Here is a 24,661-nt window from a genome sequence, read left to right on the forward strand (position 1 = left end):
GCGGCCCTACCGGGTGCCCCAGGCGTAGGTCTGCTTGCGGAGCTTGAGGTAGACGAAGGTCTCGGTGCCGGTGACGGCATCCAGGCTTCGGATGCGGCGGTTGATCACGTCCAGCAGCTGCTCATCGTCCCGGCACACCACCTCGACGAGCAGGTCGAACGAGCCCGCCGTGATCACGACGTACTCGATCTCCGGCAGCTCCGCGAGCCGGTCCGCGACCTCCTGCACGTCGCCGGACACGGTCACGCCGATCATCGCCTGCCGCAGGAAGCCGAGCTGCAGCGGATCGGTGACCGCGACGATCTGCACCATCCCCGAGTCCAGCAGCCGCTGGACGCGCTGGCGCACCGCTGCCTCGGACAGGCCGACGGCCTTGCCGATCGCGGCGTAGGACCGCCGGCCGTCCTGCTGCAGCTGTTCGATGATCCGCTTGGACAACTCGTCCACGTGGACGGGCGATTTCGCGTCCGGCGAGTCCTGCTCGTGGGGCTTGCGTGTCACAGCGACGTATCGTTGCCGCCGCGCGAGCCGGGTGCAAACCCGGGGTCCGTCAGCTCAGCGCGTCGACCAGCTTCGGCGCCAGCCGCTCCAGGGCGAACGGGATGCTGGAGACGGTGGCCGAACCCAGCGCCATGGTCAGGTCGTAGTCGTCCAGCAGCACCAGGGATCCGCGCTTGGCCGCAGGCAGGTTGTTCAGCAGCGGGTCCTTGCGGACCGCGTCCACGTCGGCGGCCTTGGCGGTCGTCACGATCACGACGTCCGCGTCCAGCAGCCCCACCTGCTCCTTGCTGACCTTGACGTTGAACTTGCCGCCGCTGTCGAGGTTCTCGATGGCCGGCGACAACCGCAGCCCGAGCTGCTCCAGCAGCGCGGTGCGGGCGTCCTGCTTGGTGTAGGCGGCGTAGGTGCCCGCCGAGTCGGTGCGGACCGTCACGTGGGTCTTGCCCTCGAACAGCGGGTTCGCCCGGCGGGTCTGGTCGATGCGCTCCTGGGTGTCGGCGAGCAGCTTGGCGACCTCGGCCTGCTTGCCCAGCGCCTGGCCGATCGTCTCCGCCTGCACCCGCCAGTTCACCCCGTAGTCGATGGAGTTCGGCGGCTGCGCCACCACCGGGTTGAAGGTGCTGAGCCGGTTGTACTGCTCCTGCGTCAGGGCGCTCTGCAGCGCGATCATGACGTCCGGGGCGAGCGCGATGACGCCTTCCACGTCGACCTCGCTGCCGAACACCTTGGGGCGCTGGCCGCCCAGGAACGGCTCCGCCCACGGGCCGACGCCGCTGTCCCACGGGCCCCACTTGGTCAGCCCGGCCGGGATCACGCCCAGCGGCAGCAGCACGTCGTGGTCGGTGATGCCCAGGGTGACGACGCGCTGCGGCGCGGCCTTGATCTCCGCCGCGCCGTACCGGTTCGGGACGTTCGCCGGGAATCCGGGCCCGGCCTGCGCGTTGCCGGTCCCGTCCGGTCCGCCGGAGCCGCCGCAGGCCGTCAGCCCGGCGGCCAGTCCGGCGGCGAGCACGCCGGTCGTGCCGATCAGGAAGCCCCGACGGCCGAACCGGGCACCAGCTGCTGGGGGAGGCGTCATCACCGAAGTCCTTCGTCGTCCGGTTCGGGCCGACCGCCCGAAGTTCTGACAAGAAAGGCTAACCTAAGTTGACCTCTTCCGGTCGGGCAACCGCGGACCGCGGTCCGGTGAGACGGATCACCGAAGGTCGTTCGCGGGGTATGGTGTACGGGGAGAGATCGCACGTGCACCATGCGTGAACAGCCGCGGGGATGCTGGAGCCGCCATGAGTGACGATGATGTTTTCGGCCGTCGCTGGGTGCTCGCCGAGGACGAGCTGCTGAGGATGCTCTGGCGCAGCCACGCCGGGGAGAATCCCGACGTCCTGCTGGTGGAGCTGCACGCGAACCACCAGGAGGACCGCCGCAATCCCGGGCCGGCCGACGGCCGGCGGCCCCGGTCGGTGCCGCACCCGCGGCGCAACCGGCACCGCGTGGCGCGCTGATCCGCCGTTTCCCGTCCGGCCGCCGAGCCCCGGCCGATACGGTGGGCATTGATCGCCACCGTACGGGAGACCAATCCTGATGAGTTCGTTCCTCTCCGGTGTCCGCACGCTCGGCACCGGTTTCGGCATCATCCTGCGCAAGCCGAAGCTGCTGTTCCTCGGCGCGTTGCCGGCGCTGATCAGCGCCCTGCTGCTGCTGGGCGGCCTCGGCACGCTGATCTACTTCAGCCCCGATCTGGTCACCTGGATGACGCCGTTCGCCGACAGCTGGGGCGATGCCGCCCGCCAGGCGCTGCGCGTCCTGGCCGGCGTGGCGCTGGTCGGCGCCGCCGGGCTGCTGGCGTCGGTGTCGTTCATCGCCGTCACGCTGCTCATCGGCGGACCGTTCTACGAGCACATCGCCGAGCAGGCGGAGCAGCAGCTCGGGCTGGACGCCTCCGACGACGGCGCCGGTTTCGCGCGGCAACTCGGCCGTGGCGTGCGGGATTCGCTGAAGCTGGTGGGCGTGGCACTGATCGGTGCGATCGTGCTGTTCGGCATCGGGTTCATCCCGGTGGTCGGGCAGATCGCGGCGCTGGTGCTGGGCGCGTTCTTCGGCGCGTGGCTGGTCACCCTGGAAATGGTCGGGCTGGTGTTCCAGCGGCGCGGCCTGACCTTCCGCGACCGGCGCCGGGCCCTGCGGCAGTACCGGGCGGTGGTCTTCGGCTTCGGGCTGCCGACCTACCTGCTGTGCCTGATCCCGGTCGCGCAGCTCGTGGTGATCCCGTCGGCCGTCGTCGGCGGCACGCTCCTGGCGCATCGGGTGCTCGGACCGGTTCCCCGGCAGGACGGCGCCGCGCGGCGGTGATTCGCCGCACCGCTACGCAAGGCGCGTTTGAGCGCAGGTTTTAAAGTTCGGGGTGTGACACAGCCTACGCAGCCCGATGACTCCTACCTCCGCGCCGTTTCCGCTGCTACTGAGCGGGCCGTGGCCGCCGCCGAGCCGATCCGCTCTGAGTTCGCCGGCGCCGACGAGGCATTGCGCGCCGACGTCGAGCGGTGGGTGGACGACAACGCCGAGGATCTCGTCGCGCTGAGCCGGGACCTGCACGCGCACCCGGAGGAGGCGTTCGCCGAGCACCGGTCCGTCGGCCAGGCCGCCGAACTGTTGCGGCGCCACGGGCATGACGCCGAGGTCGGCGTCGGCGGGCTGGACACCGCGCTGCGCGTCGAGGCCGGCGGCGACGGCCCGCACGTCGCGGTGCTGGCGGAGTACGACGCGCTGCCGGGCATCGGGCACGGCTGCGGCCACAACATCATCTGCTCGGCGGCCGTCGGCGGGTTCCTCGCCGCCGCCACTGCGGTGTCCGCGACCGGCGGCCGGGTGAGCCTGGTCGGCACGCCGGCCGAGGAGGGCGGCGGTGGCAAGGAACACCTGGCCAGGGCAGGGCTTTTCGACGACGTCGACGCGGTCGTGATGCTGCACCCGTTCTCCCACGACATCGCCGCGCACCCGTTCCTCGGGCGGCGCCAGCTGGAGGTGGTGTTCCACGGCGTCGCCGCGCACGCCGCCGCGCAGCCGTTCATGGGCCGCAACGCGCTCGACGCGGTCGTGGCGACGTACCAGGGCGTCGCGGCGATGCGGCAGCACATGCCGTCGACGGACCGGGTGCACGGGATCATCACCGACGGCGGCAAGCGGCCCAACGTTGTGCCCGACCGCGCCGCGGCGGTGTTCTACGTCCGGTCCGCCGAGCCGGGCTCGTTGCAGGACCTCGCCGCCCGGATCGAGGCGATCGCGCACGGCGCGGCCTCGATGACGGGCTGCGGCGTCGAGCTGAACTGGGACAACAACCCCGCTTACCTGCCCATCCGGCACAACGACGCGCTGGCGGCCCGCTGGGCGCAGCACCAGGCCCGGCGCGGCCGGACGTCCCTGCCGCGCGGCGTCGTCCCGGAGTACCTCACCGGCTCGACGGATCTCGGCAACATCAGCTACCGGCTCCCGGCGATCCACCCGATGATCGGCCTGGGCGACCCGAACCTCGCCCTGCACACCGAGGAATTCGCCGCCGCGGCGGCGACCCCGGCGGGCGACCGGGCGGTCCTCGACGGCGCGATCGGCCTGGCTCTGACCACAGTGGACTACCTGGCCGACGCCGAGCTCCGGCGGGCGGCCCTGGCCGAGTTCGAGGCCGCGGGAGGCGCCTTGGACGTCGCCACCTACTTCGACTGACCGGCCACCGGCCCGCGCGGAACGCGTCCAGCCGGTATTCGCCGACCCGGTCCGGGCCGCTGGTCGGCAACGGCATCCGGCCTGTGGAATCGGTTTCCGCGAATCGGCGAAATCGAGTTCGGGAATCCCCGGTTCTGTGGAGAAAGCAGCGCGAAATCGATTACGCTCCAGGCGGCACGAGACCGAGGAGGTGGCGTGGGCGTCACGATCCACGATGTGGCGGCGCGGGCGGGTGTATCGGTCGCGACCGCGTCGCGAGCCCTGTCCGGGCAGCGCGGCGTGCGGGCGGAGAACCGGGAGAAGGTGCTCGCGGCGGCCCGCGAGCTCGACTACGAGCCCAACGTCGTCGCCGCATCCCTGCGCAGCCGCACCACGCACACCATAGGCATGGTCGTGCCTCGCATCGGCAACCCCTTCTTCGCCACGCTCGTCGAGGCGGTGGAGAAGCAGCTGCAGGACGGGCAGCGCAGCCTGCTGCTCGCGAACTCGCACTACGAGCCGGAAACCGAACAGCGCCAGGTCCGCGCGCTGCTGGATCGCCGGGTCGACGCGCTGATCATGATCCCGTGCCACCGCGAACGCAGCGGCGCGGTGCTGGCGGCGGCCGCCGCGCGGGTTCCCGTCATCCAGCTCGACCTGAGGGTGGACGGCTTCGCAGGCAGCTGGGTCGGGGTGGACAACGAGGCCGGGATGAGCCAGGTCGTGCGCCACCTGCTGGGGCTCGGCGCGAAGCGCCTCGTGTTCGTCGGATCGCAGCCCACCGATTCGTCGGCGCAGGCCCGGCTGGACGGTTTCCGGCGCGCCGCGGGCGACGGCGCCGACGTGCTGCTCGGCGACTTCAGCAAGGAATGGGGCCAGCAGGCCGGGGAGCGCCTGCTGGCGCAGGGGTCGCTGCCGGACGGCATCGTGTGCGGCAACGACACGATCGCCCTGGGCGTGCTGAGCGAGCTGGCGCGGCGGGGCGTCCGGGTGCCCGAGGACGTCCGGGTCACCGGCTTCGACGACATCCCGTACGCGGAACTCGCCCAGCCCGCGCTGACCACGGTGCGGCAGCCGCAGGGGCAGATCGCGGCGGAGGCGGTCCGGATGCTGGCGGCACACCTGACCGGCGACGAGGGCGCGTCCCGCAGCGTCGCCATCGCCCCGGAGCTGGTCGTCCGCGCCTCCGGCTGAGCGACGGCTACGCTGGGCCGCGGTCTGTCGCCGACCTTGGGTGTCTACTGTGGACGATTTAGTGCGGGAATGGTCCGCGCAACTGCTGGATTCGGGCAACGTCGCCGCGCTGGTCGCGGGCGTGCTCTCGCTGCTCCTGGTGCTCAGCCGCAACACCTGGCTGCTGCTGCGCAACGTGGTGACGATCGCCCACGAGGGCGGGCACGCGGTGGTCGCGCTGCTCAGCGGGCGCAAGCTGAACGGTATCCGGCTGCACTCCGACACCTCTGGGCTGACCGTGTCGACCGGCAAGCCGACCGGGCCGGGCATGGTGTTCACGCTGCTGGCCGGATACCCGGCGGTGTCGCTGCTCGGGCTCGGCGGCGCGTGGCTGGTCACCGTCGACCTCGCGCACGTCATGCTGTGGGCGTGCATCGCGCTGCTCGTCGCGATGCTGCTGGCCATCCGCAACGCCTACGGCGTGCTGTCGATCGTGCTCACCGGCGGCGTGATCTTCGCGGTGTCCTGGTTCGCGACGCCGGCCTGGCAGGCGCTGTGCTGCGCGCTGTTCAGCTGGTTCCTGCTCTTCGGCGGCCTGCGGCCGATCGCCGAGCTGCGCCGCAAGCGCTCCGGCGGCCGCGCCCCGAACTCCGACGCCGACCAGCTCGCCCGGCTCACCGGGCTGCCCGCCGGGATCTGGCTGGCGACCTGGTTCCTCGCCGGGCTCGTCGCGTTGGTGATCGGTGGGACCTGGCTGCTCCTGATGCCGCAGGTGTGAGCAACGGCTTGTTGCCGGGGCCGCGGTTTTCTAGCAGCATCGCGGCGTGACGAGTGCTTCGACCGCCCTGGGTGGAAAGTTCCCGCTGACCGCGGAGTTGACCGTGAGCCGGCTCGGTTTCGGCGCGATGCAGCTGGCCGGGCCCGGCGTGTTCGGCCCGCCCGCCGATCGCGAGCAGGCGATCCGGGTGCTGCGCCGCGCCGTGGAGCTGGGCATCGACCACATCGACACCAGCGACTTCTACGGGCCGTGGGTGGTCAACGAGCTGATCGCGGAGGCGCTGCGGCCCTACCGCGACGGGCTCGTGCTGGCCACCAAGATCGGCGCCTACCGCGACCACGAGGCGGCGTGGCTGCCGCTGAACCACCCCGACGCGCTGCGCGCGCAGGTGCACGACAACCTGCGCCGCCTGCGGCTGGAGACCCTGGACCTGGTCTACCTGCGGCACACCGTCGACCGGGGCATCGCGCTGGCCGACCAGCTCGGCGCGCTGGCCGAGCTCCGCGAGCAGGGCCTGCTGCGCGCCATCGGACTGTCCAATGTGTCCGCCGCGCAGTTCGAGGAGGCGCGGCGGCACACCGAGATCGCGTCCGTGCAGAACCTCTACAACGTGGTGAACCGGACCTCGGCCGACCTGGTCGAGCAGACCGCGGCGGCCGGTGCCGCGTTCGTCCCGTTCTTCCCGTTGGGCTCCGGTTTCGCCGACAGCCGCGCTCGCCAGGACGACGTCCTGCGCGCGGTCGCCGAGCGCCGCGGCGCGACCCAGGCCCAGGTGTCCCTGGCCTGGCTGCTGCAGCGCTCGCCGAACATCCTGCTGATCCCGGGCACCTCCTCCCTCGGCCACCTCGAGGAGAACACCGCGGCCGCCGGCGTGGCGCTCACCGCCGAGGACGTCGCCGAGCTGGACGCCCTGGTCGCAGACGGGGAAACCCTCGAAGAGGCGCACTGACGCTCACCGCGACTGCCTGCGCGATCCGGCACCTGCAGCCGGTCTCGATCGATACGGATGGTCGCGGCATGGTCACGCCCGTCAGGCTGTTTGGTGTCACCCAGTAGTCTGGCCGACACGCAACGGCGCGAGAAGTGAGGCGAACCGTGACCGAACAGGCGACGTGGGTCCCCCAGGATGTCGACGAGGAGGTCCCGAGCGCGGCGCGGCTCTACGACTACTTGCTGGGCGGCGCGCACAACTTCGCCGCCGACCGGGTGTTGGCCGAGAAGTTCCTGTCCGCACTGCCCAGCGCGCGCGACGTGGCGCGGCTCAACCGGGCCTTCCTGCGGCGCGCCGTGGTCCACATGGCGCGGCAGGGCGTGCGGCAGTTCCTCGACGTCGGCTCCGGCATCCCGACCGTGGGCAACGTGCACGAGATCGCCCAGGCCGCCGACCCGCACGCGCGCGTCGTGTACGTGGACTACGAGTCGGTCGCCGTCGCGCACAGCCAGCTGCTGCTGGAGGGCAACGACAACGCCACCGTCATCCAGGCCGACCTGGTCGAGCCGGGCGTGATCCTGGAGCACCCGGAGACCCGGCGGCTGCTCGACTTCGACGAGCCCATCGGCCTGATCATGGCCGGGGTGTTCCACTTCGTGTCGCACGAGCTGGACGCCCCGGCGATCATCGCCCGCTACCGGGACGCGCTGGCGACCGGCAGCTACCTGGCGCTGTCGCACTTCACCGCCGACATCAGCCCGGACGAGATGGCCGGTGTGGTGGAAGTCATGCGGCGCAGCTCGGACCCGATCCACACCCGCACGCACGCGGAGATCACCGAGCTGTTCACCGGATTCGACCTGGTGGAGCCGGGTGTCGTCGGCACCGCGCTGTGGCGGCCGGACCGGCCCGAACGGGCCGCCGACGAGCCCGGCGGCGCGCAGATCTACGCGGGGGTGGGACGCAAGCTATGACGGGTCACGGGGGGGGTGGCGCTGATTTCCGATAATGCTAGGAAGGTGTGCGACCAGGGCGATTCGCCGAACGTTGACGGACGGGTGAGATGAGCGACGGAACTCCGGACGCCCCGAGCGGGATGCCGGACGTGCTGGACCCGAAGAGGTACGACGCCGGCTGGCGGGCGGAGGTGGCGCGCCGCTGGGCGGCGGAGCTCAGCACGGCGTCCTACATCCCGCTGGCCCGCGAGACCGTCGAGGAGACGCTGCAGGAACTCATCGACCGCGTCGTCGGCGCCCTGGACGATCCGTCCGCGGTGGACGAGGTGGGTCGCACCGTCGGCAGCAGGCTGGTCGAGATGCACGCCACCGGCGAGGACAGCCTGCCGCTGAGCCTGAACCTGTTGCGCGACGAGCTGGTCCAGCTGCCCGGGAACGACGCGGTGCGCCGGATCCTCGGGCTGGTCACCGCGATCGCGGCCGGCTACGCCGCCGCCGACCGGGAGAGCACCTTCGTCCAGCAGGAGACGCTGAAGAAGGCGCTGCTGCGCTCGAAGCTGAAGGCCGACCAGGAGCTGGCGGCCAGCGAGGCTCGATTCGGCGAGGTGTTCACGACGACGCCCATCGGGGTCGCGATCTGCGACCTGGAGGGCAAGTTCGTGCAGGTGAACCCGGCGTTCGAGAACACCCTGGGCTACCAGGCGCACGACCTGGCGGCGATGACGATCCACGACCTGTTCCACTCCGACGACGCCGAATACCTGGCGGCCGCCTACCGCGAGCTCGCCGAAGGCGGCAGCTCGAAGCGGCTCGGCGACCGCAAGCGCCTGCAGCACGCCACCGGCGAGGAGGCGTGGGTCTACCTGGCGGTGTCGGTGCTGCGGGGCTCCGACGACGCGCCGCGGCACTTCGTCACGATGGTCGAGGACATCACCGAGCTGCACCTGCTGCAGGACCGCTTCCAGTACCAGGCCCTGCACGACGCGCTGACCGGCCTGCCGAACCGGCAGTTCTTCCACACCCGCCTGGAGACGGCGCTGGCGAACCTGCCGCGCGACGCCCGGCTGGCGCTCTACCACCTGGGCCTGGACGGCTTCGAGCTGATCAACGACGGCCTCGGCTACGAGGTCGGCGACCGGGTGATCAAGGCCGTGGCCCGGCGGCTGGAGCAGCTGGTCGAGAACGAGGAGGCGATCGTCGCCCGGTTCGGCGGCACCGAGTTCGCGATCCTGCTCTGGCAGCAGGAGAAGACACCGCCGGTGACAACGTTGACCCAGCAGATCAACGATCTGCTGGCGGAGCCGGTCTACGTCGGCGACGACCAGGGCATCGCGGCGTCGGCCGGGATCGGCGTGGTGGAGCGGATGGCGGCCGATGCAGACGCGGCGAGCATGCTGTGGGCGGCGGACGTCGCGCTGCGCCGCGCGGAGGCCGCGGGCAAGCGGCAGTGGGCGCTGTTCGACCCGGCCACGGCGCCGGAGGAGCGGATCGAGTCGAAACTGGCCGCGGTGATGCCCGGCGGGCTGGAGCTCGGCGAGTTCGAGGTCCTCTACCGGCCGCTGGCCCGCATGGACGACCGTGCGCTGGTCGCGCTGGAGGCCGAACTCCGCTGGGAGACGAGCGAATACGGCACCCTGGAGCACGGCGAATGCCAGCGCCTCGCGGAGCGCTCCGGGGTCACCCTGTCGCTGCGGGACTGGATGCTGGAAACCGCGTGGCGGCAGCTGTGCGAGTGGCACACGGCCGGGTACCCGGTGCAGCTGCAGCTGTCGCTGAGCCCGAACCAGGGCCAGGACCCGGACCTGGCGGCGGTGATCCACCGGGTGCTGGGCTCCTGCGACATCGACGCGACCTGGATGCGGCTGTGCATGCCGATGGCCGCGATCAGCGGCGACCACGAGGAAGCCCGGGACAACGTCCGCTACCTCAACAGCCGTGGCATCAAGACCTCGCTGCACAGCTTCCGCGGCTCCGCGGACGAACTGCGCCTGCTGCGCGACCTCCCGGTCGACTCGGTGCGCCTGTGCGACGACCTCGTCGACCTGGTGCACGCGGCGGAGTCCGCGGACGTGCCGGAGGTGCAGGCGGTCCGGGCCCTGGTACCGCTGGTCGACGCCTGCGGAGCCCGCCTGTGGGTGGGCGGGATCGACATGGCGGAGCAGGCGGCCACCTGGCGCGAGATGGGCTGCGAGGTCGCCGCGGGAGCCCACTTCGGAGAACCGCTGTTCGCCTTCGACGTCCCCGACTTCCTCGGCGGCGCCCAGCCAGCCTGAACGTCACCGCCAATCGGGCGAATCGGTTTCTTGATCGGAACTGTCGTCGCCGTCCGCGCGTCAACGGGGTGAGGCGAAGTGGAGGCGATGGGAATGGCAGGGCGGGTTGGCCGACCGGTTGCGCACCTCGTGGCGTCGGCCGTTTCGGCTGGACTGGCGGTCGTGGTCAATCTGCTGACGCAGTCGACGTCGTGGTTGCTCGTCAGCCTGACCGTCCTTTTCGTACTGCTCAACGCAGGCGTCGGCTGGTACTTCCACCGCGCCGACGCGGCGGAACCGGCAGCACCTCCGGCGGGCGGCAACGTCGTCGGCGGCACGGTCAACGGGATCAACATCCAGGGCAGCACGGTGCTCGGGAACGTCCGGCAGCACCGCCAGGAGGACGACGATTCCAAGGGATCGGCATGAGCGATCCGAACCGGGATTCGCCGGCGCTCAACTACCTCGGTGACGACAACTTCGGCATCAACATCCAGGGTTCGACGGTCGAGAACGCGACGATCACGCAGAACGTGACTGTTCAGGCACCGTCACCCAAGCCGATCCCCGCCGAATTGCCTGCTCCTCCAGGGAACTTCGTCGGCCGCATCGACGAGCTGCGGCGATTGACCGACCATCTCGGTGACCTGGGCACGAAGTCGGTCGTCGTGGCCATTGAGGGCGCCCCCGGAGTGGGCAAGACGGGGTTGCTGAACCACGCCGCGCACAAGCTGGCCGACCGGTTTCCCGACGGCCAGCTCCACGCAGACCTCCGTTGCTACGCGCCAGGCAATTCACCGGTGAGCGCTCACCACGTTCTGGGCCATTTCCTCGCCGTTCTCGGGGTTCCCGATGCCGAGATCCCAGCCGACGCGGACCAGCGCGCGGCGCGGTTCCGCAGCGAGTCGGCAACTCGCAAGCTTCTGATTGTCCTGGACAACGCCGGTGATCCAGCAGTGATCCGGTCACTGCTGCCCGGCGGGGACAACTGCCTGGTCCTGATCGCCAGCAGGCAACAGCTGACGTCGCTCGAACTGACCGCGCAGATCCACGTTCCAGTGCTCGACGCCGCCGAATCCGCGGAACTGATCACTCAGATCGTCTCGCAGGAGCGTGCGGACGGGGAACCAACGGCGACGCTGGAATTGGCAAGGCTGTGCGGAAATCTCCCGCTCGCACTGCGGATCGCCTGTGCCAGGTTGGTGTCGCGGCCGACATGGTCGATGCAGCGCTTGGTAACGGCGCTGAGCGCCGAACGGCGGAGGCTCGCCGAGCTGAAGGTCGGAGACCTGGAAGTCCGTGCGGCGTTCGCGCTTTCCTACGGCGCGCTGGACGAACTGCGGGCGCAGGTCTTTCGCGTCGCGGGCCTTCACCCCGGTCCCGACTGGACGGCGGAAGCCATGGCGGCAGCGTCCGAGATCGAGTTCGAAGAAGCCCAGGACGCGTTGGAGGAGCTGCTCAGCGCTCACCTGGTCGAACAGGACGTCGCGGACCGCTACTACCTCCACGACCTGATCAAGCTGTTCGCCAGGGAACAAGCCGAAGACGCCGACGACGGCACCGCCGTCGAGGACGCGCAGCGAAGGTTGGTGGGGCACTTCGAGGAACGTGCTGTGTTCAACGCGTACGTGGTGCGTCATGCCGTTGGCGGGGGCAAGGACGAGCAAGCCAGGTCGATCAGGTCCATCGCGCTGCGCTGGTTCGACGCCGAAGTGGCGAACTGCTTGGCCGTGTTGCGGTTCACCGTCGAACGGCACTGGCTGGAGCCGGCGAGCGGGCTGGCCGACTCGTTGCTCGATTTCCTCTCGCTTCGGGGCATGTCGGATTCGTTGGAGGAGGTCTGCCAACTCCGGCTGGGGGTGGAACGTGCCCGGGGTGACGCGTCGCGCGAGGCGTTCACGCTGGGGCGGCTGGCGGAGATCGCGAAGGAGCGCCGAGACTTCGACGGCGCAGCTGAGCTCTACATGCAGGCGCGCGAGGTCAGCGAGCGAAGCGGTGAAGGGGAACTCGAAGTTCTCATCGCGGGCAATGAAGGAACGCTGTACGCATCGTTGGGGAGATTCGACGAAGCCGTCGAGGTTTTCGAACGGTGCACCGTCATCAACGTGCGGCGCAACGACTTCGATGCCGCGTTCCGGACCTTGGGGAACCTGGCCAACGTGTTCGCGAAGACCCAGCGGTGGGACGAGGCGATCAGCGCTTACCAGATGTGCGAGGAGATTGCTGCCGTCCTCGCACCCGGTGATCTGCCCTCCGTATACGCGAACCTCGCGAGGCTGTACTGGGAGCAGGGCGAGGACCTGGAATCCGCGTTGCGGTACGGGCGGCGGGCGCTGGACCTGTTCGCCGAGCAGGGGAACTACCCGGGGGAGGCCGGAGCCCAGCGGATACTGGGATACGTGCTGGTGCGCCTCGGTCAGCGGGACAGCGCTCTGGAGGCATTCCGCGAAGTGCGCAGGCTGTGCGAGATCATCGATGATCAATGGCTGCTGGCGGAGGCGATCGACGGATTGGCCCAGCTGGCCCTCGACATCGGCGATCACGATGAGGCGCTGGCGAATCTCGCCGAGGCAATGCGGATCAGAACCGAGGTCGGAGACGGCGAAGGCAGCGCGAGGACCTCGTTGAATGCTGCCAGAACGCTGTCCGCTACTGGCCGAATTGCCGAAGCGACGCAGGCATACACCACAGCGATAGCCCACTACGGCGAATTGGGCATGACGATCGACCAAGCGCAATGCGCTGGTGCGTTCGCCAGTGCGTTGCACACCGCGGGCGACCACGAGGCAGCGGCGCACTGGTTCGCCCGGCAAGCCGAATTCTGCAAGATCGCGGCCTACGACGACGGTGAGATTTCCGCATGCCAGCTGGTCGCGCAGCTGAGGACGGGACTGGGGCAGGTCGCCGACGCCGTGCCCTGGTACGAGCGTGCCCTGTCACTGTCCGACGATGCCGAGACCACCTACCGGATACTCGCGAACCTCGGGATGGCGCACTACCGCCTCGACCGGCTGACCGACGCGGTCGACTTCTTCCAGCAGTCCCTCGAAGTCGGCGCTACCACTGAGCAGATGGATCGGGAGGGGCAGGTTCTCCTGCAGCTGGGCGAAGTGCTCAACGATCTCCACGAGTTCCAGAGCGCGAGCACCCACCTGGAACGGGCCGTCCAGTGGTTCGAGATCAACGGCGAAGCCGGCGAGGTCGCCGAGGCGCTCAACCAGCTCGGCATCGCCCTGGGCAGAGGCGGCAGACTGGAGGACGCGGCGGAGCGCTTCAGGTGCGCTGCGGAGATCTGGCGGCAGGCCGAGGATCTGCCGAAGCTCGCGAACACCTACTGCTGTTTCGCGCTGTGCTGTCAGGGGCAGGGCAACGCCCTGAGCGCTGAACCTGCCTTCAAGCAGGCATTGGAGATCTACCACCAGCTGGGCGATGCGGCCAACCAGGCGTACGTTCACGGCTGTCTGGGGTTGAATTACTCGATCTTGGGGAAGCCCCGGCACCTCCGCAAGCACTACCGGACCGGAATCAAGATCTACGAGTCGCTCGGAGATCCACGAGCCGAGGAGCTCAAGGCCCACATGGCGACCTTGACCGGTTGAGCGCAAGCGCTCACAGGCGCGCCGGTCTCTTCAGTTGCCCCCGACGCAGCACGATCCCGAGCTTCACCATGCGCACTCCCCGGAACGGCGTCCCGGCGGGGACGGCGCTATCGACGTCATCGATCACAGACACCGCCAGGTCCTCGGCATCCTCCTCGCCGATCAGCTCGGTGAGTTCGTTCATCGTGACCAGGATGTTGGTGTGCAGCAGTACGACGTCCTGGTCGGACTCGTCCAAGAATGCCTGCTTGATGCCATCCGTGAACCAGGCGAGCGCCGCACGCAGCAGGTCGGCGTTGCGTTTGGCCTTCCCCTTGGTCAGGAACGCGGCTCCGACGTTGAGCAGGCTGATCCCGCGATCTGGATCGGAATTCGGTGTCTCGCTCGCGATCTCGCGCAGCAGGTCGATTGCTTCGTCGATCGTCTCGTCTTGGCCGGTCCGCTCGAACAAGTGGGTCAGGGCAGTCGCGAGCGTCACGCGTTTCGACGCCGGTGCGGTGTTCCACAGCGCGTTGACCGCGCGCGCCCGTTCGACGGCTTCGGTGAGTACCTGGCAGGCTTCTTCGTGGTCAGCTGTGCTCAGGCCCAATGTCGTCAGGGCTCGCGCCAGGTTGGTGCTCGTGCTCAGACAAGACCGGGGGTCCTCGACTGCGGACACGGCGCTCCGCCAGCTCGCGATGGCAGCTTTGAGCGCATCGACGTCATCGTCGGCGATGAAGCGCTGGTGCAACGCGTTGCCGAGGACTTCCCAGCAGAACACGGCGTTCTCGTCCCAGAGTTCGAGCTGGTCCACCGCTTCCTGCGCGAGTACGACCGCCTCCACACCGGCGGTGTCATCGCCTTTCTGCAGCAGGGTCGCTGCGAGATTGGCCAGACAAAGCGGTCGGCGCGGGTTGTCGGCGGGGCAGAGCTCAACGCAGTCCCGCCCCGCCTGTTCCGCTTCGTCGAGCAGCTCACCATTTCCCAGCTCGGCGGCCAGGTGCCGCAGCGCCATGCCCTGGTTGTTGAACCCGATGATCCGGTCCGCAGGTGACGCCGAAGCACATGCCAGCGCCGCGCGATATGCCCGGACCCCAGTCGGAAGTCGGGACGGGTCACCGTTGCTGGTGAAGCTCTTGAGGCAGCGATCGCCGAGCTGGACGAGCATCGTGGACGCCCCGATCCCGGCGCGGTCCGCTTGTTCGCAGCGGTCGATCGCTGCCTCCAGCAGCCGGTCGTCGACGAGGTCGCAGTAGATCAGCATCTTCCGCACCAGTTCGCCCAGGCGCTCTGACCACGCGGGGGAACCGCTCGATGTGTGCTCGAACGCGATCTCCTGGATACCCACTGCGGCTGCCAACGCTTCGGGGCTCTTCGTGATCTCGAACCAGAGGTGCAAGGCAATCGCGTAGTGCGCATGCCACTCGCCGGACCGTGGGTGCTCGGTGCCGGTGTTGGCGAACAGGTTGTCGTATTGCATCAGGCAAACCGCAGCCAAGCCCGGATCGTCTCCGTCGGCGGCGCCCTGGAGCAGCAACTTCCCGAGATCAGCACGACCTTCCACCGAACTGAAAGCGGCACCGGGGCCGTCGATCACCTCGTCGCGCACGGACTGTGCCAGGAGATCGGGGAGGCGGCGTTGCAGATACCCGAGCAGGACCAGCGCGATCAGCAGGTCTCGCGCGTTCGCGGTCAGCCGGTACCGCACCCAATGCACGTTGCCGAGAGTCACGATGACTTCGTCGTCCCAGCGGGGGGATTCGCCGTCCGACGGTGCCAGCACCGCGGCCGTCATACCGATCAGCAGCTGTTCGCTGAGCTCTCGCACGTCGCTGCCGAGGAATGGCTCACCGCCGTCGTTCTCGACGCAGGCGTCGTGCCGACGGGCTATCTCGGCGAGTGCGTCGTCCCTGCTCATCGCGCTGTCCACCGTCCGGATGATGGCAGAGCGGGGGGCCGGATGTGATGCGTTTCGAGCCGTGTCTCCCGGAAGCCGAACAGAGCGGCCCCCGCCGGAGGTTCCGGCGGGGGCCGCGTCACGTCGCTACCGGCTCAGTTCTGGTACACCGGCTGGGTTTGCGGGTTGAACTCCTCGAAGCGGACCTTCTTCGCCGGGTCCGTCCGCTTGTCCTTGATGTCCAGCACGTCCAGGCCTTCCTGGATGCCGCTGGAGTAGATGTAGCCGTTGTAGTAGTACGCCGACCAGGAACCCGCCGTCTGCAGCTTCGACGGGTCGAACGCGCTGCGGTCGAAGAAGCCGATCTCCTCCGGCTTGGTGGAGTCGGTGAAGTCCCAGACCGACACGCCGCCCTGGTACCAGGCCTGCACCATGATGTCGCGGCCGTCGACCGGGATCAGCGAACCGTTGTGCGCCACGCAGTTCTCGGTGTCGGCCTGGTGCCTCGGGATCTTGAAGTAGTTGCGGAACTCCAGCTTCGAGTCCGCACCGGAGCCGACGATGTCGTAGACGCCGTTGGCGCCGCGGGTCGGGCCGGTCGCCTCGTTGCAGGTGGCCGCGCCGCCGCCGCCGAGCTCGTCGGTGAAGACGACCTTGGTGCCCTCGTTGTTGAACGTCGCCGAGTGCCAGAACGCGAAGTTCTCTTCGTCGCGGACCTGGTTGATCACCCGCGGCTGCTCCCGGTCGGAGATGTCCAGCAGCACGCCGTCACCCATGCAGGCGCCGGCGGCGAGGTCCTTCTCCGGGAACGCCGTGATGTCGTGGCAACCGGTGGTCGCGCTGGTGTCCGGCGTGCCCGGGTTGCCGCCGTCCGGGAACAGCACGGGCGCGTCCACGATCACGGGTTCCGCCGGGTTGGCCAGCGGCACCTTGATGATGGAGATCTTGTCGTGCGGCGGCTGGCACTTCGGGAATTCCGCCCGCGGGCCGTACGACGAGATGTACAGGTACACCGCCTCGCCGGCCTTGTCCGGCACCAGGGTGTGGGTGTGCGAGCCGCAGTCGGTGGCGATCGCCGACACGTAGCGCGGCTTGGCCGGGTCGCTGATGTCGAAGACCTTCATGCCCTCCCAGCCGTTGGGGTCCTTGGCATCGGTCTTCTCGCTGGTGCACGTGTTGTTCGTGCGCGGGTAGTCGGTGGAGACGAACAGCAGGTTGCCGGAGACGGAAACGTCGCCCTGGCCGCCGGGGCAGAGCACCTGCGTGACGATCTGCGGCTTCTTCGGGTTCTTGATGTCGTAGACGACGAATCCGTCGTAGTTGCCGACGTACGCGTAGTCCTGTTTGAAGGCGATGTCGGTGCCGAAGGCTTCGAGCGTGTTGAACGGTGCCTGCTTCGGCAGGTTCGTGACGTGCTCGATGTTCTCGCTCTTGCTGACGTCGCCGGCCGGTGCGGCGACGGTCTGCGCGGAGAGTTCCTCGGGGCCGTTGTTCGGGGGCGTCGCCGCGGATGCCGGGGCGAGCGCTAAGCCGAGAGTCAACACTCCGAGCGCGGCGCCCAGCACGCGCAACCTTCCCCTGGGGCTCGGTTTCAAGACCATCCACTCCCATGCTCGTCGCTGCCCTGGGTCCGGGCAGTCGAAATGGGCGGTACCGAGTACCGCTGGAGATCAGTATTGTGATGTCCGGATCGTGTCCCTATCGGCCAATTGGCCGCAATTGCCTGCAACACGAGGAGGAATCGATGCGCCGGTTAACAGCCGCGTTGCTTCTGGCGGTGGGCGCGCTGGCCGGTTGCGCGACGGAGCAGGCGTCGCCGCCGGTGGTACTGCCGGGTGCGCCGGGCGACCAGCCGCAGGTGGTGGCGAGCGTGGCGCCGGAGCGGAGCACGCCGGTCGAGGTCGAGGCGGACTACGTGCGCATGATGATCGCGCACCACCAGCAGGCGGTGGAGATGACGTCGCTGTCCCCGGAACGCGTGCAGAATCCCAAGGTTCGCGCGCTGTCGGAGCGCATCGGCGGCGCTCAGGGCCCGGAGATCGGCGCGATGCAGGGCTGGCTGGCCACCCGCGGCCTCGACGAGCAGACCGGCCACAGTGGACACGGCGGGGACGGCGGCGGGCACGATCACGCCAGCATGCCGGGCATGGCGACCCCGGAACAGCTGGCGCAGCTCGGGAACTCCAAGGGTGCGGACTTCGACCGGCTGTTCCTGCGGCTGATGATCGCCCACCACGAAGGCGCCCTGACGATGGCCACCGACGCCATGGCAGGCGGCCTGGACGAGCAGGTCCACGCGATGGCCCAGGACGTCCTGGTGACCCAGCAGGACGAGATCAACACCATGCGGGCCCTGCAGGCCGAAGTGGGCTGAGCCGCCCCGTCCTGTCCTAATTGGGCGGACGGGGTCGCGCAATGCGCCGTTCCGCTTCCGCGCAGGGGCCCTTCCTGGGAAGATCCATGATCTGGATCCGCGCGATCCTGGAGAGGGGATCATGGCAGGCGATGCGATGTCCGGCGGTGTTCCGGCCGCCATTTCGGCACTGACTGGAACGGGGTCGTCGTGCGGCCGTTAGGTCTGTCGGGCCCGCGTGAGGTCGGGCAGTACCGGGTGCTCGCGGAGCTGGGCCGGGGCGGGATGGGGCGGGTGCTGCTGGGAAGCGGTCCCGATGGCCGGCTGGTCGCGCTGAAGCTGGTGCACGAGCAGTTCGCCGAGGACGACGGGTTCCGGGAGCGGTTCCGCCGCGAGGTGGAGGCATCCCGCGCGGTGTCCGGCGCGTACACCGCCGCGGTTATCGATGCCGACCCGGACGCGCCCACGCCGTGGCTGGCATCGGTTTTCGTGCCCGGTCCCTCGCTGCACGAGACGGCCGCGGCCATCGGTGCGCTGCCGGAGGATTCGGTGCTGCGCTTGGCCGCCGGGCTGACCACCGCGCTGGTCCAGATCCACCGGGCCGGACTGGTGCACCGGGACCTGAAACCGTCCAACGTCCTGCTCGCCGACGACGGTCCCCGGGTCATCGACTTCGGCATCGTCCGGGCCGTCAACGGCGACCGGGCCGGCGACCTGACCCGGGCCGGCTGGCTGGTCGGCTCGCCCGAGTACATGTCCCCCGAGCAAGCCAAGGGCGAGCCGGTGACCTCGGCCAGCGACGTGTTCTCCCTCGGCTCGGTCGTCGTCGCGGCCTGCACGGGTAGCAGCCCGTTCACCGACACAGCGACCCTGCAAACCCTGAACAACGTCGTGCAGATCGACCCGGACCTCTCCGGGGTTCCCGGCGCGGTCCGGCGCATCGCCGAGCCGTGCCTGGCCAAGGACCCGGCCGAGCGGCCGACCCCGGCCGAGCTGCTGGAATCGATCGGCCAGATCGCGCCGTCCGCGCGGCCATGGCCCGCCGGGGTGCACCGGTTGATCGCGCAGCGGAACGCCGACATCGCCCGGCTCCTCGACGCGTCGCAGGCACCGACGGCGATCACCGGCACGCCGACGGTGGTGTCCACCCGGGTGGCCACCGGCCCGACCCGCGAGGCCACCGCGGAGGAAACCCCGCCCACGCGCACCGAGCCGACGGCCGACCGGCCCAGGGGGAGCGCCGGGCGGCGCTCGCTGGGCCTCGGCATCGCCGCCGTCGCGCTGGCGCTGGTCGGCGTCCTGATCTGGGCGCTGCAGCCGCCACCGCAGGCCTCCGCGCCGCCGCCGCAGGTTCCCCAGGTCGGTTCGATGGCCGCTGCCGTCCCGGCCCGGCGTCTGCTGTTCAGCCCGGACGGCCGGACCATGGCGACCGTCCACCAGGACAGCACCGTGCAGCTGTGGAATGTCGCCGAACAGCGGCAGGTCGGCCAGATCATCGGCCCGCTCGACGGTCTGAACGACCTCGTGTTCAGTCCGGACGGCCGCACCCTGATCGCCGCGATCTACGCCGACTCCAGCGGTTCGGTGCGGCAGTGGGACGTGGCCAGCGGTGCCCAGGTCGGCCAGCACCCGATCGTCGGGGTCGGCGAGCTGGCCGCGCGGTCCGAGTGGCTGGTGTTCAGCCCGGATGCCCGCTACCTGGCCGTCAGCTACTCCCAGAACGAGGACGGGGATGAGGACGTGGACCTCGTGCGGCTGTGGGACGTGGCCAGCGGTCAGCAGATCGGCGATCCCACCTTCCGGAACGAGGGGTACAGCGCTCCTGGGATCACCTTCAGCCCGGACGGCCGCACCGTCGCGATCAGCGTGCAGTGGTCCGACAAGTCCGGGTCCGACAACGACGTCAGCGCCGTGATCCTGTGGGACTTGGCCAGCCGCCAGCAGATCGGTGACCCGATCAGCCTGCCCCGGGCCGAGAGCCTCAGCACCGCCGCGTTCGGCCCCGACGGCCGCGTCCTGGTGACCGTGGGCACGGCCACCGAGACCACGTCCGACGACGAGACCGAGAGCACGTCCACCAAAACCAGCTGGCTGCGGTTGTGGGACCTGTCCAGCCGCAACCAGATCCGCCAGCCCAGCACCATTCCGGACGGCTCCTGGCAGGTGCCCAACCCGGACGGAAGTGTGCTCGCCATCGTGGACAACAGCACCGTGCGGCTGTGGAACGTGCCCGGCAACGAGCAGATCGGTTCGTCGATCGACCGCGTCAGCACGATGTCGTTCAGCCCGGACGGCCGCACCCTGGCGACCGCGGGCGATGACGGCGTCGTGCGGCTGTGGCGCGTCCCCGCCAGCTGACCTGGGCTTCGGGTGGGAACAAATTCGATGGCAGCGGTGCGCGGGTGATGAGAGCATCCCCCGGTATGACGATTTTCGGGCCCGTGCTGGACGTTCGCCCCCTGTTCGGCCAGGAGCGGCAGGAGCTGCTCGCGCTGCTCCGGTCGCTGAGCGCCGAGGACTGGGCGAGGGAAACGGTGTGCCCGGGTTGGGACGTGCACGACGTGGTCGGGCACGTCCTGAACGACTACCTGCGGCGGATCTCGGGAAGCCGGGACGGCTTCGCCGGGGCGACCTTCGCCAACGACGAGACCCTGCCCGGCTATTTGGCCCGCACCAACGACGAATTCGTCCGAGCCGCGCGGCAGTGCAGCCCCGAGCTGATGATCGAGCTGCTGGCGCACCTCGGCCCGGAGCTGGATCGGCTCTGGAGGACCTTCGACCTCACCGCCCCGGCCGCGTTGGACGTGTCCTGGGCCGGCCCCGGTCCGAGCCCGGCCTGGCTGGACATCGCTCGGGACTACACCGAGTTCTGGGTGCACCAGCAGCAGATCCGGGACGCGGTGGGGCGGCCGGGTGCCGACCGGCCCGAGCTGGTGCATCCCGTGCTGGACACGTTCTTGCGCGCACTGCCCCACGCGCTGCACGAAATCGCCCGCCCGCACGGCACCGCGGTCCGCGTCGTCGTTTCCGGTCCGTCCGGCGGCACCTGGCACGCGACGTCCGACGACGGCCGCTGGCGAATGGCCGACGACGAGGCGGACCCCGTCGGTGAACCAGCAGCGACGATCACCATGCGCCCGGACGACCTCTGGCGGCTCGCCACCCGGGGAATCACCGTCACCGAAGCCCGCCGACGAGTAGCCGCGCAAGGTGACCCGGCCCTGATCGACGCGGCGACGGCCCTGCTCGCGGTAGTCGCCTGACGTCCTGATCGCCCCGCGGGCCGGGTGGCCTCACCACTCGACCCGGAGCTGGTGCAGGCCCCGGACGAGACCGCCGGTCTTCCAGGGCAGTTCGGCGTCGGTCAGGCGCAGTTGCGGGAAGCGCCGGGCGAGTTCGCCGAGCCCGATCTCCAGCTCGATCCTGGCCAGCTGCGCGCCGAGGCAGCGGTGGATGCCGTTGCCGAAGGCCAGGTGGCGGTTGGGCAGGCGGGCGGGATCGAAGTCGTTGGGAGCGTCGAACACCGCGGCATCGCGGTTCGCCGAGCTCAGCGAGACGAGCACGGTGTCACCCTCGGCGATGGTCACCCCGCCCAGCTCGACCGTCGCGGTGGCGACCCTGGGGAAGGCCACCTCGTAGCTGAACAGCGGGAGGTAGCGCAACATCTCGTCCACCGCGGGCCCCATGAGCTCGGGGTGCTCGATCAGCCGGCGCCACTGGTCGGGGTGGTCGGCGAGCAGCATGGCCACCGAGTTCGCCAGCTGGTTCTTGGTGGTCTCGTGCCCGCCGATCAGCAGTGTGAATCCGAGCGTCACGAGTTCGTCCTCGGTGAGCCGGTCGTCCTCGTCGCGCGCCGCGATGAGCAGGCTGAGCAGGTCGTCGGTGGGGGTGCGGCGCTTGTCGGCGATGAGTCCGGCGATGTAGCCGCCCATCCGCGCATACCCCGCCTGGACCTCCTCGGGCGGCAGCCCGGTCACGGTGAGGATGCGCTCGGTCCAGTCCTGGAAGTCGTCCCGGTCCTGGTGGGGCACGCCGAGCATCTCGCAGATGATCTCGATGGGCAGCGAGGCGGTGAAGTGCTCGATCAGGTCGACCGGGGGTGTCAGCTCGGCGAGCCGGTCCAGCAGCCGGTCGGTCACTTCCTGCACGCGCGGCCGGAGCTGTTCGATCTGCCGGGAGGTGAACACCTTCGCGACCAGCTTGCGCAGCCGGGTGTGCTCCGGTGGGTCGGTGGCGAGGATCTGCTCCGGCGGCAGCTCGAAGTTGCCCACTCGGGGGATGCCCGGGTCGATGGCGCGGGCCAGGCTGAACCGCGTGTCGAGCAGCACGGCGTTGACCTCGGCGTAGCGGGTGACGAGCCAGACCGGCCGACCGGACAGCAGGACCCTGGTGATCGGCTGCTCGTCGCTCAGCCGCACCAATCGTTCGTGGTGATCGCTGCTGCCGTCCGCGGTGGTGAACGGGAAAACCGGGAGTTCGCTCTCGATCGCGCGCACAACGCCTCCTGGGGAGGGATCTGACCGGCCCGGTCGCGCGCGGACGTGGTGGAGCCGTCCGGGAGGAACCACTCCGGCGGAACCTTGCCGGTGGCTGAACTCTGGGACCTCGGTGGGTTCCGCTCGGTTCGGCACCCACCACCGGCAGGTTATCCCGCTGCTGAGCTGTCGTCGATCAATTTAGAATGGCCAAAACCGTTGCCCCAGAAGGACGAACTTGTCCCCGCGAAGGCTTCTTCCGCGCGCTGCAGGCCGAGGTGGGCTGACCGGCGTACCGGTCACCAGGTGACCGGCAGCGCGTGGAGGCTTCGGATGAACGCGCCGGTCTTCCACGCGACTTCGCCGGTCGCGAGGTGGCGGTTGTCGTCGCGTTCCAGGTCCAAGGAGCCCGGGGCGTCGAACACCTGAGGATGCGTTCGGCATCCCCGCTGCCGTCCGCGGTAGTGAACGGGAAAGCCGGAAGTTCGCTCGTGGCTGCACGCACAGCGCCCTCCCTCCGGAGCCTAAGAATCGCTTGTGGACAGACGAAATCCCGAAAAACCCGGCATTTCTCGCCATCTCGCGTTCGCCGGCACGCTAGCACTCGACCGAGCGCCTGCGAGGCGGAACGAAAAGATCGCGCAGCGGGAAGAAGTGATCACGCCTTGAGCGCCGCTTTCACGATCGCCAACGCTTCATCCCTGGAGATTCCCAGGGCGTGGGTGATCTGGGCGTAGGCCGCTGCCGCTTCCGCCGCTCGGGCCGCCGCCTGGTTGCCTGCATCGCTGACGAAAGTGCCTGCGCGGCCACGGGTTTCGAGCAGTCCCGCCTGTTCCAGTTCCCGGTAGGCCTTCGCCGCCGTGTTCGCCGCGATGCCCAGCTCCGCCGCCAGGGCGCGGACCGTCGGCAGCTTGGTGCCCACCGGGAGCTCGCCGCTGTTGATCTGCTCCGCGATCGCCGACCGCACTTGCTCGAAGGGCGCGACGCCCGAGGCGTTGTCAACGCTGATCCGCATGGCTCACCGGTTCCGGGTCGAGGTTGCTGGACGGGGACAGTATCCGCCCTCGTCCTACGTGGTCTCCCCGCCGGATTTCCGGAAGGCGTCGAGCAGCTGTTCCGCTGCCAGGCTCGCGGTGAGTTCTCCCGCCCGCACCCGGGTTTCCACGTCGCCGACGATCGCGCGGACCGCCGGGTGGTGGGAGAGTTCCGACATCAGCTGGTCGCGCACCAGGGCCCAGGTCCACTCGACCTGCTGGCGGCTGCGCTTGTCGGCCAGCTCGCCGGCGTCGTCCAGCGCCGCGCGGTGCTGCTCGATCTGCTCCCACACCGTGTCCAGCCCGAGCTCCTGCAGGCCGCTGCAGGTCAGCACCGGCGGCGTCCACGCGGCGCTGACCGGGGTGAGCAGGCGCAGCGCGCCGCGGAGCTCGCGGGCCGCCTTGCGGGCCTCGGCCGCGTGGTCGCCGTCGGCCTTGTTGACCGCGATGACGTCCGCCAGCTCCAGCACGCCCTTCTTGATGCCCTGCAGCTGGTCGCCGGTGCGGGCCAGGGTGAGCAGCAGGAAGCAGTCCACCATGCCCGCGACCGTCACCTCGGACTGGCCGACGCCGACGGTTTCCACCAGCACGACGTCGAATCCGGCCGCCTCCATCAGCACGATCGTCTCGCGCGTCGCGCGCGCGACGCCGCCGAGCGTGCCCGCCGACGGCGACGGCCGCACGAACGCCGCGGGGTCGCTGGCCAACCTGCCCATCCGCGTCTTGTCGCCGAGGATGCTGCCGCCGCTGCGGGTCGACGACGGATCGACCGCGAGCACCGCGACGCGATGCCCCGCCGCGGTCAGCATCGAGCCCAGCGCCTCGATGAACGTCGACTTGCCCACCCCGGGCACGCCCGTGATGCCGACGCGGTGCGCGCCGCCGCTGTGCGGGAGCAGCTCGACGAGCAGTTCCTGGGCCAGCGCGCGGTGGTCGGCGCGGGTGGATTCGACGAGCGTGATCGCCTGCGCCAGCTTGGTGCGGGAACCGGCGAGCACGCCCTTGGCGTAGTCCTGGACGTCGATCTGTCGCCGCAT

The 24,661-nt window shown here is 69.7% G+C and carries 21 protein-coding genes; 13 read left to right on the top strand and 8 right to left on the bottom strand.

What is annotated here, in order from left to right; all coding sequences use genetic code 11:
- Positions 1–6: 6 nt before the first annotated feature.
- A complete protein-coding gene (locus AC07FN_RS15435; protein ID WP_478396208.1) occupies positions 7–501 on the bottom strand; it encodes an Lrp/AsnC family transcriptional regulator in 495 nt (164 codons plus the stop codon).
- Positions 502–550: 49 nt separating this feature from the next.
- The gene (locus tag AC07FN_RS15440; protein ID WP_478396209.1) at positions 551–1,579 is read right to left on the bottom strand and encodes an iron-siderophore ABC transporter substrate-binding protein; all 1,029 of its coding nucleotides are present in this window, start codon (positions 1,577–1,579) and stop codon (positions 551–553) included.
- A gap of 205 nt (positions 1,580–1,784) precedes the next feature.
- On the opposite strand from AC07FN_RS15440, the gene AC07FN_RS15445 reads away from it, so the two are divergent.
- From AC07FN_RS15445 to AC07FN_RS15490, 10 genes are all read left to right on the top strand, one after another.
- A complete protein-coding gene (locus AC07FN_RS15445; protein WP_132492109.1) occupies positions 1,785–2,003 on the top strand; it encodes a hypothetical protein in 219 nt (72 codons plus the stop codon).
- A 79-nt stretch (positions 2,004–2,082) separates the two neighbouring features.
- Positions 2,083–2,850, top strand: coding sequence for an EI24 domain-containing protein (locus AC07FN_RS15450; protein WP_478396210.1), 768 nt, complete (start codon positions 2,083–2,085; stop codon positions 2,848–2,850).
- 54 nt (positions 2,851–2,904) lie between these two features.
- Positions 2,905–4,218: a M20 family metallopeptidase gene (locus AC07FN_RS15455; RefSeq protein ID WP_478396211.1), complete on the top strand. Its 1,314-nt coding sequence runs from the start codon at positions 2,905–2,907 to the stop codon at positions 4,216–4,218.
- A gap of 195 nt (positions 4,219–4,413) precedes the next feature.
- Positions 4,414–5,391: a LacI family DNA-binding transcriptional regulator gene (locus AC07FN_RS15460; RefSeq protein WP_478396212.1), complete on the top strand. Its 978-nt coding sequence runs from the start codon at positions 4,414–4,416 to the stop codon at positions 5,389–5,391.
- 49 nt (positions 5,392–5,440) lie between these two features.
- Positions 5,441–6,148 carry a M50 family metallopeptidase gene (locus AC07FN_RS15465; protein WP_478396213.1) on the top strand — a complete coding sequence of 236 codons (708 nt, stop codon included), beginning with the start codon at positions 5,441–5,443 and terminating at the stop codon, positions 6,146–6,148.
- A gap of 46 nt (positions 6,149–6,194) precedes the next feature.
- Positions 6,195–7,097, top strand: a complete 903-nt coding sequence (locus tag AC07FN_RS15470; protein ID WP_358575559.1) for an oxidoreductase — start codon at positions 6,195–6,197, stop codon at positions 7,095–7,097.
- Between the two features lie 146 nt (positions 7,098–7,243).
- A complete protein-coding gene (locus AC07FN_RS15475; protein WP_478396214.1) occupies positions 7,244–8,053 on the top strand; it encodes an SAM-dependent methyltransferase in 810 nt (269 codons plus the stop codon).
- An 89-nt stretch (positions 8,054–8,142) separates the two neighbouring features.
- A complete protein-coding gene (locus tag AC07FN_RS15480; RefSeq protein WP_478396215.1) occupies positions 8,143–10,308 on the top strand; it encodes a putative bifunctional diguanylate cyclase/phosphodiesterase in 2,166 nt (721 codons plus the stop codon).
- Positions 10,309–10,470: 162 nt separating this feature from the next.
- Positions 10,471–10,716: a hypothetical protein gene (locus AC07FN_RS15485; RefSeq protein WP_478396216.1), complete on the top strand. Its 246-nt coding sequence runs from the start codon at positions 10,471–10,473 to the stop codon at positions 10,714–10,716.
- Complete coding sequence (locus AC07FN_RS15490; RefSeq protein WP_478396217.1) at positions 10,713–13,886, top strand: tetratricopeptide repeat protein; 3,174 nt, start codon at positions 10,713–10,715, stop codon at positions 13,884–13,886. Before AC07FN_RS15485 ends, AC07FN_RS15490 begins: the two co-directional genes overlap by 4 nt.
- A gap of 10 nt (positions 13,887–13,896) precedes the next feature.
- Here AC07FN_RS15490 and AC07FN_RS15495 read toward each other — a convergent pair whose 3' ends face one another.
- Together AC07FN_RS15495 and AC07FN_RS15500 are read right to left on the bottom strand one after the other, a co-directional pair.
- On the bottom strand, positions 13,897–15,474 hold the full coding sequence (locus AC07FN_RS15495) for a tetratricopeptide repeat protein (protein ID WP_478396218.1): 1,578 nt from the start codon (positions 15,472–15,474) through the stop codon (positions 13,897–13,899).
- A 443-nt stretch (positions 15,475–15,917) separates the two neighbouring features.
- Positions 15,918–17,363 carry an LVIVD repeat-containing protein gene (locus AC07FN_RS15500; protein ID WP_478396219.1) on the bottom strand — a complete coding sequence of 482 codons (1,446 nt, stop codon included), beginning with the start codon at positions 17,361–17,363 and terminating at the stop codon, positions 15,918–15,920.
- A 143-nt stretch (positions 17,364–17,506) separates the two neighbouring features.
- On the opposite strand from AC07FN_RS15500, the gene AC07FN_RS15505 reads away from it, so the two are divergent.
- The 3 genes from AC07FN_RS15505 (at position 17,507) to AC07FN_RS15515 (ending at position 21,378) form a co-directional block, all read left to right on the top strand.
- Positions 17,507–18,136: a DUF305 domain-containing protein gene (locus tag AC07FN_RS15505; RefSeq protein ID WP_478396220.1), complete on the top strand. Its 630-nt coding sequence runs from the start codon at positions 17,507–17,509 to the stop codon at positions 18,134–18,136.
- A 189-nt stretch (positions 18,137–18,325) separates the two neighbouring features.
- Positions 18,326–20,473, top strand: a complete 2,148-nt coding sequence (locus AC07FN_RS15510; protein ID WP_478396221.1) for a WD40 repeat domain-containing serine/threonine protein kinase — start codon at positions 18,326–18,328, stop codon at positions 20,471–20,473.
- A 65-nt stretch (positions 20,474–20,538) separates the two neighbouring features.
- The gene (locus AC07FN_RS15515; RefSeq protein WP_478396222.1) at positions 20,539–21,378 is read left to right on the top strand and encodes a maleylpyruvate isomerase family mycothiol-dependent enzyme; all 840 of its coding nucleotides are present in this window, start codon (positions 20,539–20,541) and stop codon (positions 21,376–21,378) included.
- A 30-nt stretch (positions 21,379–21,408) separates the two neighbouring features.
- Here the strand turns inward: AC07FN_RS15515 and AC07FN_RS15520 are convergent, their stop codons facing one another.
- The 4 genes from AC07FN_RS15520 to meaB all read right to left on the bottom strand — a co-directional run bounded on the left by AC07FN_RS15520 (position 21,409) and on the right by meaB (position 24,661).
- Positions 21,409–22,611 carry a cytochrome P450 gene (locus AC07FN_RS15520; protein ID WP_478396223.1) on the bottom strand — a complete coding sequence of 401 codons (1,203 nt, stop codon included), beginning with the start codon at positions 22,609–22,611 and terminating at the stop codon, positions 21,409–21,411.
- 278 nt (positions 22,612–22,889) lie between these two features.
- The gene (locus AC07FN_RS15525; RefSeq protein ID WP_478396224.1) at positions 22,890–23,015 is read right to left on the bottom strand and encodes a hypothetical protein; all 126 of its coding nucleotides are present in this window, start codon (positions 23,013–23,015) and stop codon (positions 22,890–22,892) included.
- Between the two features lie 233 nt (positions 23,016–23,248).
- Positions 23,249–23,605: a GntR family transcriptional regulator gene (locus AC07FN_RS15530; protein ID WP_478396225.1), complete on the bottom strand. Its 357-nt coding sequence runs from the start codon at positions 23,603–23,605 to the stop codon at positions 23,249–23,251.
- Between the two features lie 54 nt (positions 23,606–23,659).
- Complete coding sequence (gene meaB, locus AC07FN_RS15535; RefSeq protein ID WP_478396226.1) at positions 23,660–24,661, bottom strand: methylmalonyl Co-A mutase-associated GTPase MeaB; 1,002 nt, start codon at positions 24,659–24,661, stop codon at positions 23,660–23,662.

The sequence above is a fragment of the Saccharopolyspora sp. NPDC045941 genome (assembly GCF_056431445.1).

Coding starts and splice junctions, on each gene's coding strand:
- AC07FN_RS15440 (WP_478396209.1), bottom strand. CDS start 1,579: ATGACGCCTCCCCCAGCAGCTGGTGCCCGGTTCGGCCGTCGGGGCTTC.
- AC07FN_RS15445 (WP_132492109.1), top strand. CDS start 1,785: ATGAGTGACGATGATGTTTTCGGCCGTCGCTGGGTGCTCGCCGAGGAC.
- AC07FN_RS15450 (WP_478396210.1), top strand. CDS start 2,083: ATGAGTTCGTTCCTCTCCGGTGTCCGCACGCTCGGCACCGGTTTCGGC.
- AC07FN_RS15480 (WP_478396215.1), top strand. CDS start 8,143: ATGAGCGACGGAACTCCGGACGCCCCGAGCGGGATGCCGGACGTGCTG.
- AC07FN_RS15490 (WP_478396217.1), top strand. CDS start 10,713: ATGAGCGATCCGAACCGGGATTCGCCGGCGCTCAACTACCTCGGTGAC.
- AC07FN_RS15500 (WP_478396219.1), bottom strand. CDS start 17,363: ATGGTCTTGAAACCGAGCCCCAGGGGAAGGTTGCGCGTGCTGGGCGCC.
- AC07FN_RS15505 (WP_478396220.1), top strand. CDS start 17,507: ATGCGCCGGTTAACAGCCGCGTTGCTTCTGGCGGTGGGCGCGCTGGCC.
- AC07FN_RS15515 (WP_478396222.1), top strand. CDS start 20,539: ATGACGATTTTCGGGCCCGTGCTGGACGTTCGCCCCCTGTTCGGCCAG.
- AC07FN_RS15530 (WP_478396225.1), bottom strand. CDS start 23,605: ATGCGGATCAGCGTTGACAACGCCTCGGGCGTCGCGCCCTTCGAGCAA.
- meaB (WP_478396226.1), bottom strand. CDS start 24,661: ATGCGGCGACAGATCGACGTCCAGGACTACGCCAAGGGCGTGCTCGCC.